Origin of the sequence: Streptomyces tuirus, from assembly GCF_014701095.1 — a bacterium.
Lineage (GTDB): Bacteria > Actinomycetota > Actinomycetes > Streptomycetales > Streptomycetaceae > Streptomyces > Streptomyces tuirus.
Genome location: NZ_AP023439.1, coordinates 4,564,384 through 4,577,549, shown reverse-complemented (window position 1 = coordinate 4,577,549; position 13,166 = coordinate 4,564,384). Strand labels below are relative to the sequence as shown.

Below are 13,166 nucleotides of genomic sequence, written 5' to 3'. Positions count from 1 at the left end.
GACGGCAGGCCCACCGCCGGGCCGGCTACCGCCGCCGGGCGATTCGGTTTCGGCCCGATGCCATTCAGCCGACCGAAGCCCCTCAGCCCGTCCGGCGCTCGAGGACGGGGCCGTTCAGGCCGAAGCGGGGGCCCGGGGGCGGCAGCCCCCGGAGTCGGGAAGGGAAGGGGGGAGGGGGCGACCCAACCCCACAGCACCCCCCACCCACCCGCACCGACCGCCCACCGCCACCGCGACCTCCACAGCCACCGCGACCTCCGCAGCCACCGTCACTCACTCAGCCAAGAACATTCCGCCAAGCCTCCGGAACCGCATCCGCCACATCATGCGCCCCCACCGGCGCCCCATCCGCCGCCAACCGCCCGGCGAGCCCGTGCAGATACGCCCCCACACTCCCCGCGTCCACCGCCGACAACCCCGCCGCCAGCAACGACCCGCCCAGCCCCGACAGCACGTCCCCGCTCCCGGCCGTGGCCAGCCACCCCGTCCCCGTCGGATTCACCCGCACCGCCCCACCCCCCGAGTCGGCCACCAGCGTCGTGGATCCCTTCAGCAACACCGTCGCCCCGTACCGCCGCGCCAGCTCCCGGACCGCCGCCAGCCGGCCACCCTCGACCTCCGCCCGCTCCACACCCAGCAGGGCCGCCGCCTCCCCCGCGTGCGGCGTCATCAGCGTCGGCGCCCGCCGCCCCCGCACGACCTCCGCGTCCGCCAGCCGCAACCCGTCCGCGTCGATCAGCACCGGCACGTCCGCCGCCAGTACCTCCGCCACCGTCACCGCGTCGTCCCCGGCCCCCGGCCCGACGACCCACGCCTGCACCCGCCCGGCGTGCTTCGGCCCCTGATCCGACACGAGCGTCTCGGGAAACCGCGCGATGACGGCGTGCCCGGCCGGCCCGACGTAGCGCACGGCCCCGGCCCCGCCCCGCAGCGCGCCCGAGACGGCGAGCACCGCGGCCCCCGGGTAGCGCGCCGATCCGGCGGCGATCCCGACCACGCCCCGCCGGTACTTGTCGCTCTCCGCCCCCGGCACCGGCAGCAGCCGGGCCACGTCCTCGTGCTGCAACGCCTCCAGCTCCGGCTCGACCGGCAGCTCCAGCCCGATGTCGACGAGCCGCACCGACCCCGCGTACTCCCGTGCCGGATCGATCAGGAGCCCCGGCTTGTGCGTCCCGAACGTCACGGTCAGATCGGCCCGTACGGCATGCCCGTGCACCTCGCCGGTGTCGGCGTCGACACCGCTAGGCAGGTCGACGGCGACGACGGCACCGCGCGAGCGCCCGGCGGCGGCGGCCAACGGCACCGCGTCCGACCGCAGCCCGCCCTTCCCGCCGATCCCGACGATCCCGTCGACGACGAGGTCCGCGCCCTCGACGAGCGCCTCCCCGTCGCCGGCGCCCGCGACCCGCCCCCCGGCCCGCCGCAACGCCGCGAGCCCCGCCGCGTGCGTCCGCTCCGGCGCGAGCAGCACCGCCGTGACCCCGGCCCCGCGGCGGGCCAGCCTGGCCCCGGCGTACAGGGCGTCACCCCCGTTGTCACCACTGCCGACCAGCAGCACGACCCTGCTGCCGTACACCCGCCCCAGCAGGTCGGCGCAGGCCGCGGCGAGCCCGGCGGCGGCGCGTTGCATCAGCGCCCCCTCCGGCAGCCGCGCCATCAGCTCCCGTTCGGCGTTCCGGACCGTCTCCACGCTGTACGCAGTACGCATGCGGTCGAGTTTCCCGCAGGACCACCGGCCCACTCCCCCTCACACGCAGACCCGTTCTCCGCACACACAGGCCCATTCCCCCGGCACCACACATGCCTCGGAACCCGTCCACCACACCCGGCGGGGGGTTTTCGGGGGTCCTGCCCCACGGACGACGCCCCGGGCGTACGATCGAGCCGTGTTTTGAACTCGTTCAAAAAGGGGATCGACGAGACATGACCAGCTCGGCAGCACCCGGCGACACGGACACCCCCGCCACCGCCCTCGGCCCCACGGCCCTGGTCCTCGGCGCCTTCTCGGCGGTGGGCACCTGGGCGTTCCTCATCCCGTGGACGGCGTTGGCCGGCGCCCTCGCGGTGACGTTCGGGACGATGGGCCTGCACTACGCCCGCAAGGGCACGGGCCGGCTGTGGCCCGCGGCGGCCGGTACGGCCCTGGGCGCGATCGGCCTCATCGGCACGATCACGCTGCTCTGGTCCCTGGCCTAGCCCCTCAGCCCTCCGCGATCACCACGGCGGAGGCCACCCCCGCGTCATGGCTCAGGGAGACGTGCCAGCCGCGCACGCCGAGCTCGGCGGCCCGCGCGGCCACCGTCCCGCTCACCCGCAGCCGGGGCTGCCCGCTGTCCTCGACACACACCTCGGCGTCCGTCCACAGCAGCCCGGGCGGGGCGCCGAGCGCCTTGGCCAGTGCCTCCTTGGCCGCGAAGCGCGCGGCGAGGGAGGCGACGCCCCGCCGCTCCCCGCTGGGCAGCAGCAACTCCCGCGCCACGAACAGCCGCGCCGCCAACGCGGGCGTACGCTCCAGTGAAGCCGCGAACCGCTCGATCTCGGCAACGTCGATGCCGACCCCGATGATGCTCATGGGCAGCACCCTACGGTGACGGGCCCGGTCCGGCGCGAACGACTCCCGGACACCGCCCGGCCGACCCCCGTGATCCTCAACTGTCCCTCCCCGCTATAGAGTTCGCGCTGACCGCGATGTGCAAACGGCATCGCACCAAACGGGAGGACACAGTCCATGAAGTTCACGTCGCTGGGGACCGCGGCCAGTGCCATAGCTCTCCTCGCCACGGCCCTCACCGGCACCGTCGCCACCGCCGGCACCGCCGCCGCGGCGACCAAGCCCGATTGCAGCAGCGCGCTGACCAACGTCAAGCCGAAGGCGACCGTCAACCTCCGCAGCCAGCCCAAGACGAGCTCGACCGCGCTCGGCACCTGGGGCAAGGGCCAGAAGGGCGGCATCTGCTTCGGCGGCAGCAAGCCCGTCACCGGCGGCAGCTACACGGCCTGCGGCAAGACGAGCAACAAGTGGTACTTCGGCGGCCCCAACAGCACCAGCGTGGAGGGCTGGGTCCCCGCGACCTGCCTGCCCATCTGAGGTCCCCGCGACCTGCCTGCCCGTCTGAGCACCTGACGGCCCGACCGGCTGAGCCGAGGGGCGAAGGGCATCCGGCCCTTCGCCCCTCGGCGTTCACTCCGGCTGCCCGCTCACTCCACCGTGACCGACTTGGCCAGGTTCCGCGGCTGGTCCACCTCGTTCCCCCGGGCCGTCGCGAGCTCGCAGGCGAACACCTGGAGCGGCACCGTCGCGACGAGCGGCTGCAGCAGGGTCGGCGTGGCGGGGATCCGGACCAGGTGATCCGCGTACGGCACGACCGCCTCGTCACCCTCCTCGGCGATCACGATCGTGCGCGCACCCCGCGCCCGGATCTCCTGGATGTTGGACACGATCTTGTCGTGCAGCACCGACCGCCCGCGCGGCGACGGCACCACCACGACCACCGGCAGGTCCTCCTCGATCAGTGCGATCGGCCCGTGCTTCAGCTCCCCGGCCGCGAACCCCTCCGCGTGCATATAGGCGAGTTCCTTGAGCTTCAGCGCCCCTTCGAGCGCCACCGGATACCCCACGTGCCGGCCGAGGAACAGCACCGTCTTCTTCGAGGCCAGCGTGCGCGCCAGCTCCCGCACCGGCTCCATCGTGCCCAGCACCTGTTCCACCGCACCGGAGATCGACGACAGGTCGCGGATCACCGCCCGGATCTCGTCGCCCCACTTCGTGCCCCGCACCTGACCGAGGTACAGGGCGACCAGGTAGCACGCCACGAGCTGCGTCAGGAACGCCTTGGTCGAGGCGACGGCCACCTCCGGCCCGGCGTGCGTGTACAGCACCGCGTCCGACTCACGGGGAATCGTCGAACCGTTGGTGTTGCAGATCGCCAGCACCTTGGAGCCCTGCTCGCGGGCGTGCCGCAGCGCCATCAGCGTGTCCATGGTCTCGCCGGACTGGGAGATGGCGATGACCAGCGTCTGCGCGTCCAGGATCGGATCCCGGTAGCGGAACTCGCTCGCCAGCTCCACCTCGCAGGGCAGCCGCGTGAAGTGCTCGATCGCGTACTTGGCGATCATCCCGGCGTGGAAGGCCGTACCGCAGGCGACGATGACGACCTTGTCGGTCTCCCGCAGCACCCGCGGGGGGATCCGCACCTCGTCCAGCGTCAGCGAACCGGACCCGTCGATCCGGCCCAGGAGCGTGTCGGCGACCGCCTTGGGCTGCTCGGCGATCTCCTTGAGCATGAAGTAGTCGTAGCCGCCCTTCTCGGCGGCCGAGGCGTCCCAGTCGACGTGGTAGGAGCGCACGTCGGCCGGGCGGCCGTCGAAGCCCGTCACCGTCACGCCGTCCCGGCGCAGCTCCACCACCTGGTCCTGGCCGAGCTCGATCGCCGAACGGGTGTGGGCGATGAACGCGGCGACGTCCGAGGCGAGGAAGGCCTCGCCCTGACCGACGCCGACCACCAGCGGTGAGTTCCGCCGCGCGCCCACCACCACGTCCGGCTCGTCGGCGTGCACCGCGACCAGCGTGAACGCGCCCTCCAGCCGCCGGCACACCAGCCGCATCGCCTCGGCGAGATCCGCGCAGGAGGAGAACTCCTCGGCGAGCAGATGCGCGACGACCTCGGTGTCCGTCTCGGAGGCCAGGTCGTGGCCGCGCTCCGCGAGTTCGGCACGCAGCGGGGCGAAGTTCTCGATGATGCCGTTGTGCACCACCGCGACCCGGCCCGCGTTGTCGATGTGCGGGTGGGCGTTGGTGTCCGTAGGCCCGCCGTGCGTGGCCCACCGGGTGTGCCCGATGCCCGTCGTGCCGGCCGGCAGCGGCCTGCCGTCCAGCTCCTTCTCCAGGTTGAGCAGCTTCCCGGCCTTCTTCGCCGTCGCCAGCCCGCCGTCGGCCAGGACGGCGACGCCCGCCGAGTCGTACCCCCGGTACTCCAGCCGCTTGAGCCCGGCCATCACGACCTCGAGCGCGGACTGCGGCCCCACGTATCCCACGATTCCACACATGGGCGGCAGCTTAGGGTCGATTCACGCCCCGAACAGGCCGTCGCGTGCCCGAATTCGGAAATTCCCACCGGGGTACGAAGGCCCGGATCAGACTTTCGCCCGATAGGCCCGCATGGCCAACGGATAGAACACCAGGGCGATGCCCGCCGCCCACACCAACGACCACAGCACCGGCTCCGCCACCGCCCCGCCCAGCAGCAGCCCCCGGAACGCGTCCGACAGATGGGTCACCGGATTGACGTCGCTCCACGCCTGGAGCCAGCCGGGCATCGTGTCGACGACGACGAACGCGCTGCTGGTGAAGGTGATCGGGAAGATGATCGTGAACGCGAACGCCTGGACCTTCTCGGCGTCGCCGGCCAGCATCCCGATCAGCACCGCGCTCCAGGAGACGGCCGCGGCGAACACCACCACCAGCAGGGTGCCGAGCAGGAAGCCGCCGAAGCCGCCGGTGATGCGGAAACCGAGCGCCAGACCGAGGCCGATCATCAGCAGCAGCGCCCACAGGTGCTTCGCGAGGTCCGCGGTGATCCGGCCGATCAGCGGAGCGGAGCGGGCGATGGGCAGACTGCGCAGCCGGTCGAAGACGCCCTTGGTGAGGTCGGTGTTGAGCGCCATCGCCGTGTACATCGTCATGAACAGGGTGTTCTGCACGATGATCCCGGGCAGCGCGTACTTCAGATACGCCTCGGGCGAGCCGGCCATCTGCCCGCCCAGCACATAGGTGAACAGGAACACGAACATGATCGGCGTGATGCTGTAGTCGACCAGTTCGAGCGGGTTGTGCTTGACGGCGACCAGACTCCGCCAGGCCATCGTGAAGGTCTGCCGCAGCCCGGCCAGAGGAGGCACCCGGCCCGACGCGGTCACCGGCGCGGTGAGGGTGGTGGCGGTTGCGGTCATGACCGGCTCACCGCCTTCTCCAGTTCCTGATCCTCCCGGACGGCCGCGCCGCCGTCCTCCTCGGCCGCGCCCGGCTCGGCGCGGTGGCCGGTCAGGGACAGGAAGACCTCGTCGAGCGAGGAGCGGCGCAGGGCCAGCTCCCCGACCGCGATGCCCTCCCGGTCCAGCGCGCGCACGACGGCCGGCATCAGCTCGGGGTCCTTCACCGGGGCGGTGACCATCTCGCCCTCGATCCGGGCGTGCGGCCCGGCGGCCCCGGCCACCAGTGTGTGCGCCCGCGCGAGGTCCTGCCCGGCGAGCGGCCTGAGCTCCAGCACCTGGCCCCCGACCTGCGCCTTCAACTGGTCCGGCGTGCCCTCGGCGATCACGCGGCCCTTGTCGATCACCACGATGTCGTCGGCGAGGACATCGGCCTCGTTCAGATACTGCGTGGTCAGCAGGGCGGTCGCACCGTCTGCGACCAGGCCGCGCAGCAGGTCCCACAGCTCACCACGGCTGTGTGGATCAAGCCCCGTGGTCGGCTCGTCGAGGAAGAGGATGCTGGGCCGGCCGACCAGACTGGCCGCGAGGTCCAGGCGTCTGCGCATGCCGCCCGAGAAGGTCTTCGCGGCCCGCCCGGCCGCGTGGGTCAGCTGGAACCGCTCCAGCAGTTCACCGGCCCGCGCCTTCGCCTCCCGCCTCGGCAGACCCAGCAGCCGGCCGATGAGCAGCAGATTCTCCGTGCCGGTCAGGTTCTCGTCGACCGCCGCGTACTGCCCGGTCAGCCCGACCAGGGAGCGGACGAACCCGGCCTCCCGGACCACGTCGTGACCGGCCACCCGGGCTCTGCCCCCGTCCGGGCGCAGCAGTGTCGCGAAGATCCGCACCGCGGTCGTCTTCCCCGCACCATTGGGCCCCAGCAGCCCGAGCACCGTCCCCTTGCGGGCCGCCAGGTCGACGCCGGCCAGCGCCTCGGTCTCCTTGAACCGCTTGACCAGGCCTTCCGCCTCAATCGCGTACGTCATGGGTACCCCCAGGCGTTCGTGGACCCCGGACCGGGCCCACCTCTCCCACAACTGTGACGCACACCACTGACATTCCCCCCTGTACCAGCCCTCATCAGGAGCAAGCCGGTCGAACACCAGGCGTGACGGATCCCACCTCACCATCTGTTCGTACGCCCGTAACAATGGACTGTGATCTCTCCGGTCTCCTCGATGCCCCGGAGCGCCCACCGGCCCCGCCCGGAGGCGACTCCCTACGTCGACCTCACCCGAGCCGAGTGGAGCGCGCTGCGTGACAAGACGCCGCTGCCGCTCACGGCTGAGGAGGTCGAGAAGCTGCGCGGTCTCGGCGACGTGATCGACCTCGACGAGGTGCGGGACATCTACCTCCCGCTGTCCCGCCTGCTCAATCTCTACGTCGGCGCCACGGACGGCCTCAGAGGCGCGCTGAACACGTTCCTGGGCGAGCAGGGCTCCCAGTCGGGCACCCCCTTCGTCATAGGGGTGGCCGGCTCGGTCGCGGTGGGCAAGTCGACGGTCGCCCGCCTCCTCCAGGCCCTGCTCTCGCGCTGGCCCGAGCATCCGCGCGTGGAGCTGGTCACCACCGACGGCTTCCTGCTCCCCACCAAGGAGCTCAAGGCCCGCGGCCTGATGTCCCGCAAGGGTTTCCCGGAGTCCTACGACCGCCGCGCCCTGACCCGCTTCGTCGCCGACATCAAGGCCGGCAAGGACGAGGTCACCGCGCCCGTCTACTCCCACCTGATCTACGACATCGTCCCCGACAAGCGGCTCACGGTCCGCCGCCCGGACATCCTGATCGTCGAGGGCCTGAACGTCCTCCAGCCCGCCCTGCCCGGCAAGGACGGCCGCACCCGGGTCGGTCTCGCCGACTACTTCGACTTCAGCGTGTACGTCGACGCCCGCGTCGAGGACGTCGAGACCTGGTACCTCAACCGCTTCCGCAAGCTGCGCGCGACCGCCTTCCAGGACCCCTCCTCGTACTTCCGCAAGTACACCCAGGTCTCGGAGGAGGAGGCCCTCGACTACGCCCGGACGATGTGGCGCACGATCAACCGGCCGAACCTGGTCGAGAACATCGCCCCGACCCGCGGCCGCGCCACCCTCGTCCTGCGCAAGGGCCCGGACCACAAGGTGCAGCGGCTCAGCCTGCGCAAGCTGTGACGCCGGTGGGAAAGGCGGGTTAGATGGGCGCCATGCTCCATCTGCGTCTGATCACACCGTCCGACCGGACCGAAGAGGTGGTCCGGTTGATCGAGAAGACGGTCGGCACCACCCACCTCGTCGTGCTGCCGGGCGCCGCCCGTGACCCCGCCGGGGACGTGGTGCTGTGCGACGTGGCGCGGGAGGCGGGCGACGAACTGCTCGCCGGGCTGCGGGAACTGGGCATCGACACCACCGGTTCCATCGCGGTCGAGACCATCGACCTGTCCCTGTCGGAGCGGGCCGACAAGGCCGAGGCGGACGCCCCGGGGGAGGGCGCGGACGCCGTCCTGTGGGAGGGCCTGAGCGACGCGACGCACGAGGAGTCCACCCTCTCCGTCACCTACCTGGCGTTCATCACGCTCGCCACGATGATCGCGGCCTGCGGTGTGGTCCTGGACAACGCGATCCTGATCGTGGGCGCCATGGCGGTGGGCCCCGAGTTCGGCCCCCTCGCCGGCATCTGCACCGCGATCGTCCAGCGCGGGCCGCGCCTCGCCCTGCGCTCGCTGATCGCCCTGCTGGTGGGCTTCGCGGTGGCGATGGCGACGACGGTCCTCTTCAGCCTCTTCATGGACGCGGTCGGCCTGTTCACCGAGGCCCAGCTGGAAGCCGACCGCCCCAACACCGGCTTCATCTACGCCCCCGACTGGTTCTCCTTCGTCGTGGCGGTCCTGGCCGGCATCGCCGGCACCCTTTCCCTGACCTCGGCCAAGTCGGGCGCGCTGGTGGGCGTCGCCATCTCCGTCACCACGGTCCCCGCGGCGGCGAACGCGGCAGTGGCCCTGAGCTACGGCGACACGAGCCAGACCTGGGGCTCCACCCAGCAGCTCCTGCTGAACCTGCTGGGCATCATCGTCGCCGGCACGGCAACTCTGCTGGCCCAGAAGTGGTTCTGGACAAGACAACGCCAGAAGGCCGACGCCTGAGGGGCGCGCGGAACTGCGCGACAAGCCACGACGAACCCGCGGCCCGCCTACGACAGAACCCCCCACCTCCGACCCGGTTCTAGCCGAGCGCGGACTTCACCACATCAGCCAACCGCCCCGCAACAGACCGAGCCTGCTCGATATCGGCCGCCTCGACCATCACCCGGACCAACGGCTCCGTCCCGGAGGGACGCAGCAGCACCCGCCCGGTCTGCCCGAGCTCCCGCTCCGCATCCGCGACCGCCGACGCCAGCTCCGAGGACGTCCCCACCCGGGCCCTGTCGACGTCCGGCACATTGATCAGCACCTGCGGCAGCCGCTCCATGACCCCGGCCAGATCCGCGAGCGTACGCCCGGTCTGCGCCACCCGCGCCGCCAGCATCAGCCCGGTCAGCGTCCCGTCCCCGGTCGTCGCGTGGTCGAGGATGATGACGTGGCCGGACTGCTCGCCGCCGAGGGCGAACCCGTGCTCCTTCATCTCCTCCAGCACGTACCGGTCACCGACGGCGGTCTGCACCAGCCGGATGCCCTCGCGCTCCATGGCGAGCTTGAACCCGAGGTTGGACATCACCGTGGCCACGACCGTGCCGGACCGCAGCACGGACCGCTCCCGCATCGCCAGCGCGAGCACGGCGAGGATCTGGTCCCCGTCCACCTCCGCGCCGCTGTGGTCGACGGCGAGGCACCGGTCGGCGTCACCGTCGTGCGCGATGCCGAGATCGGCACCGTGCTCGACGACGGCGGCCTTGATCTTGTCCAGGTGCGTCGAACCGCACCCGTCGTTGATGTTGAGCCCGTCCGGCTCGGCCCCGATCGTGACGACCTCGGCACCGGCCTGCTGGAACGCCTCCGGCGACACCCGGGCGGCGGCGCCGTGCGCCTCGTCGAGGACGACCTTCAGCCCGTCGAGCCGGTTGGGCAGGACGCCCAGCAGATGCGCGACGTACCGGTCGGAGCCCTCCTCGTAGTCACGCACGCGGCCCACCCCGGACCCGGTCGGCCGGTCCCATGGGGCGCCGGTGCGGTGCTCCTCGTAGACGGACTCGATCCGGTCCTCCAGCTCGTCGGCGAGCTTGTGCCCACCGCGGGCGAAGAACTTGATGCCGTTGTCGGGCATGGCGTTGTGGCTCGCGGAGAGCATCACACCGAGGTCGGCGCCCAGCTCCCCGGTCAGATACGCCACGGCGGGCGTCGGCAGCACGCCGACCCGCAGGACGTCCACGCCGGCGCTGGCGAGGCCCGCCACCACGGCGGCTTCCAGGAACTCCCCGGACGCACGGGGGTCACGCCCGACCACGGCTTTCGGCCGGTGGCCCTCGAACGTGCCCGCCTCGGCCAGTACGTGTGCCGCGGCCACGGAGAGGCCCAGGGCCATCTCCGCCGTCAGATCCGCGTTGGCGACACCGCGCACGCCGTCCGTGCCGAAGAGTCGTCCCACAGTGGTGTCCTCCGAATTGCTGAAGAGAATGCGGCTCACATCCCCGATGTGCACCCCCTGAGACTGTCCGGGGGCTGTAGGGGTTGTGTAAACGAGACCGCCCCGGCAGCACAACCGTGCCGCCGGGGCGATCGTTGCGAAGCCAGTCGCCAGGACGGGCGTCGCGTTTAGCGCTTGCTGTACTGCGGAGCCTTGCGGGCCTTCTTCAGACCGGCCTTCTTGCGCTCGACCGCACGGTCGTCGCGCTTGAGGAAGCCGGCCTTCTTCAGCGGGCCGCGGTTGTTGTCGACGTCCGCCTCGTTCAGCGCACGGGCGACACCGAGACGGAGCGCACCGGCCTGGCCGGAGACACCGCCACCGGAGATGCGGGCGACGACGTCGTAGCGGTCGTCGAGCTCGAGCACCTTGAAGGGCTCGTTGACTTCCTGCTGGTGCACCTTGTTCGGGAAGTAGTCCTCGAGGGTGCGACCGTTGATCTTCCACTTGCCGGTGCCCGGGACGATCCGGACGCGGGCGATGGCGTTCTTACGACGGCCCAGGCCGGCGGCCGGCTGGGGCTCACCGAAGCGGGAGGCCATGGACTCCGAGGTGTACTCACCCTCGACGGGGACCTCGGACTCGGTGGTGTAGCTGTCGATGTCAAGCTCTTCGAGCGGCTGCTCGGCAGTGGTCTCGGCCACGATTCTCCTCAGATTCTGTTCAGTCTTAGGGGGTGGCCGGACTTACTGCGCGACCTGGGTGATCTCGTACGGCTGCGGCTGCTGCGCGCCGTGCGGGTGCTGGTCACCCTTGTAGACCTTCAGCTTCGAGAGCATCTGACGGCCCAGCGTGTTCTTGGGGAGCATGCCCTTGACGGCCTTCTCGATGGCCTTCTCGGGGTTCTTGTCGAGGAGCTCGTCGTAACGGACGGAGCGCAGACCACCCGGGTAGCCGGAGTGGCGGTACGCCATCTTCTGGGTCCGCTTGTTGCCGGACAGGTGCACCTTGTCCGCGTTGATGATGATGACGAAGTCACCAGCGTCGACGTGGGGGGCGTAGATCGGCTTGTGCTTGCCCCGGAGGAGCGTCGCGGCAGTGGTGGCGAGACGACCCAGGACAACGTCCTGGGCGTCGATGACGTGCCACTGGCGCGTCACATCGCCGGGCTTGGGGCTGTACGTACGCACGGTTCGTAGCCTTCGCTTCGAGTGAATGGTCCATAACTGGTCACCGAAACGATCACGACAGCCTGGACCGCACTGCGGCGACGCATACCGCGTACGTGGGGTCGCTGGTCATCGGCCCGGTGGACCGGTGTAAGGGCCCGTCCCGTGAGAATGAGCAAGCCAATACACAACGAACAAGCAGAATACCGGGGTACACCACAAGGGTCAAAACGCGGTATCACCGCAGCCGCTCGGTCACCGAGGCGTACAGGACCGCACAGAGCGTGACGACCCTGCGCAGCGTCCGGCGCCGCACCGGCCGCGCGAACGGAAACACCGCCGACAGCGCCACCTCCACGGCGACCGCGGCGCACCACCGCAGCACGGATCCACCACCGCGCGGACGACGGTACGCCCCCAGCGCCGCCACCACGGCGGACGGCCACACCCCGCCCGCGAGGACCGGCCACGACAGCAGGCACCCCAGCAACAGCACGGCCGGCAGCAGTCGCCCCAACCACCCGGAGATGTCGCCTTTGCCCGTGCGCATGGAAGGAACGCTAGGGGCTGGAGAGCCGATCCGGGCGGACCAGCACACCCCTTGTCCCGTCTAAGATGCGGCCCATGAGCTATGGGCAGCAGGGGGGACCTCAGTCCCAGTGGGATCCCTGGAAACCGCAGTCGCAGCAGCCCTGGAGCAGCGGGGGCGGCCAGTCGCCGGACTGGGCGGCGCTCGCCGAAGCCTCCGAGGCCCGCAACAAGCGCCGCCGGGTGCTGCTGATCGGCGGTGGCGCGCTGGCCACGGCCGCGATCGGCACCGCCGTCGCCGTGGCCGTCGTCTCGGCGGGCGGCGACAACAAGGGGAACCCGGCCTCCCTGCCGTCGGCCGACATCCCGAGCCAGAGCGCCTCGGCCCCCTCGTTCGCCCCGACCAGCGCCCCGCCCCCGCTGGACCCCGAGGACTTCATCGCCAGCGCGAAGAAGGACAAGGCCCCGCTCAGCCCGGAGACCCTCTTCCCGGGGACCCAGCTCACCATGGGCGAGACGGTCTACAAGAAGGGCCCCACGGCGGACACCCGCACCTGCGCCTCGGCGGCCGGCGGCACGCTCCCCAAGATCCTCACCGGGAACGACTGCACCCGCCTGATACGCGTGACCTACCTCAAGGACCAGATGGCGGTCACGGTCGGCGTGGCCGTCTTCGACACCGAGGCCCAGGCCACCAAGGCCAAGGGGCAGAGCACCAAGAAGAGCTTCATCAAGTCGCTCTCCGGCGGCGGCGTGAAGCCGTTCTGCGAGTCCGGCTTCTGCCGCACGACCAGCAACTCCTACGGCCGCTACGCCTACTTCACCAACGCCGGCTTCACCACCGGCAAGGACGTGACGCCCAAGGACACCGCGGTCTACAAGACCGGGGACGACCTGGGCCAGTTCACGTTCAACCAGATCCGCCGCCGCGGTGAGGCCCAGGCCTCGGCCGCGGCCGACGAGTGACCGGACG

14 protein-coding genes are annotated in these 13,166 nt (G+C 71.1%); 5 read left to right on the top strand and 9 right to left on the bottom strand.

What is annotated here, in order from left to right:
• Window positions 1-277: 277 nt before the first annotated feature.
• Entirely contained in the window at window positions 278-1,708 is a 1,431-nt protein-coding gene (locus IGS69_RS21230; protein ID WP_190902105.1) for an NAD(P)H-hydrate dehydratase, read from the bottom strand.
• Window positions 1,709-1,923: 215 nt separating this feature from the next.
• On the opposite strand from IGS69_RS21230, the gene IGS69_RS21225 reads away from it, so the two are divergent.
• The gene (locus IGS69_RS21225) at window positions 1,924-2,196 is read left to right on the top strand and encodes a hypothetical protein (protein ID WP_190902103.1); all 273 of its coding nucleotides are present in this window, start codon (window positions 1,924-1,926) and stop codon (window positions 2,194-2,196) included.
• 4 nt (window positions 2,197-2,200) lie between these two features.
• On the opposite strand, the gene IGS69_RS21220 is transcribed toward IGS69_RS21225, so the two are convergent.
• Entirely contained in the window at window positions 2,201-2,572 is a 372-nt protein-coding gene (locus IGS69_RS21220) for a holo-ACP synthase (protein ID WP_190902101.1), read from the bottom strand.
• 156 nt (window positions 2,573-2,728) lie between these two features.
• Here IGS69_RS21220 and IGS69_RS21215 point away from each other — a divergent pair, with 156 nt between their 5' ends.
• Complete coding sequence (locus IGS69_RS21215) at window positions 2,729-3,088, top strand: hypothetical protein (protein WP_190902099.1); 360 nt, start codon at window positions 2,729-2,731, stop codon at window positions 3,086-3,088.
• A gap of 110 nt (window positions 3,089-3,198) precedes the next feature.
• Here IGS69_RS21215 and glmS read toward each other — a convergent pair whose 3' ends face one another.
• From glmS to IGS69_RS21200, 3 genes are all read right to left on the bottom strand, one after another.
• Window positions 3,199-5,046, bottom strand: a complete 1,848-nt coding sequence (glmS, locus tag IGS69_RS21210) for a glutamine--fructose-6-phosphate transaminase (isomerizing) (RefSeq protein WP_190902097.1) — start codon at window positions 5,044-5,046, stop codon at window positions 3,199-3,201.
• An 87-nt stretch (window positions 5,047-5,133) separates the two neighbouring features.
• Window positions 5,134-5,949 (bottom strand): ABC transporter permease, encoded by an 816-nt coding sequence (locus IGS69_RS21205; protein WP_190902095.1) that lies wholly within the window; start codon window positions 5,947-5,949, stop codon window positions 5,134-5,136.
• Window positions 5,946-6,953: an ATP-binding cassette domain-containing protein gene (locus IGS69_RS21200; protein ID WP_190902093.1), complete on the bottom strand. Its 1,008-nt coding sequence runs from the start codon at window positions 6,951-6,953 to the stop codon at window positions 5,946-5,948. The genes IGS69_RS21205 and IGS69_RS21200 overlap by 4 nt, the downstream gene beginning before the upstream one ends.
• 192 nt (window positions 6,954-7,145) lie before the next feature.
• Between IGS69_RS21200 and coaA the strand changes: the two genes are divergently transcribed.
• Together coaA and IGS69_RS21190 are read left to right on the top strand one after the other, a co-directional pair.
• Window positions 7,146-8,114: a type I pantothenate kinase gene (gene coaA, locus IGS69_RS21195; protein ID WP_190904584.1), complete on the top strand. Its 969-nt coding sequence runs from the start codon at window positions 7,146-7,148 to the stop codon at window positions 8,112-8,114.
• 32 nt (window positions 8,115-8,146) lie between these two features.
• Window positions 8,147-9,082: a DUF389 domain-containing protein gene (locus tag IGS69_RS21190; RefSeq protein ID WP_190904583.1), complete on the top strand. Its 936-nt coding sequence runs from the start codon at window positions 8,147-8,149 to the stop codon at window positions 9,080-9,082.
• Window positions 9,083-9,161: 79 nt separating this feature from the next.
• Here the strand turns inward: IGS69_RS21190 and glmM are convergent, their stop codons facing one another.
• From glmM to IGS69_RS21170, 4 genes are all read right to left on the bottom strand, one after another.
• Complete coding sequence (gene glmM / locus IGS69_RS21185) at window positions 9,162-10,520, bottom strand: phosphoglucosamine mutase (protein ID WP_190902083.1); 1,359 nt, start codon at window positions 10,518-10,520, stop codon at window positions 9,162-9,164.
• 167 nt (window positions 10,521-10,687) lie between these two features.
• Window positions 10,688-11,200, bottom strand: a complete 513-nt coding sequence (gene rpsI, locus IGS69_RS21180; RefSeq protein WP_030854572.1) for a 30S ribosomal protein S9 — start codon at window positions 11,198-11,200, stop codon at window positions 10,688-10,690.
• Window positions 11,201-11,242: 42 nt separating this feature from the next.
• The gene (rplM, locus tag IGS69_RS21175) at window positions 11,243-11,686 is read right to left on the bottom strand and encodes a 50S ribosomal protein L13 (RefSeq protein ID WP_010036634.1); all 444 of its coding nucleotides are present in this window, start codon (window positions 11,684-11,686) and stop codon (window positions 11,243-11,245) included.
• 217 nt (window positions 11,687-11,903) lie between these two features.
• Window positions 11,904-12,215: a hypothetical protein gene (locus IGS69_RS21170; protein ID WP_190902081.1), complete on the bottom strand. Its 312-nt coding sequence runs from the start codon at window positions 12,213-12,215 to the stop codon at window positions 11,904-11,906.
• A gap of 74 nt (window positions 12,216-12,289) precedes the next feature.
• On the opposite strand from IGS69_RS21170, the gene IGS69_RS21165 reads away from it, so the two are divergent.
• Entirely contained in the window at window positions 12,290-13,159 is an 870-nt protein-coding gene (locus IGS69_RS21165; protein ID WP_190902079.1) for a hypothetical protein, read from the top strand.
• The last annotated feature ends 7 nt before the right edge of the window (window positions 13,160-13,166 follow it).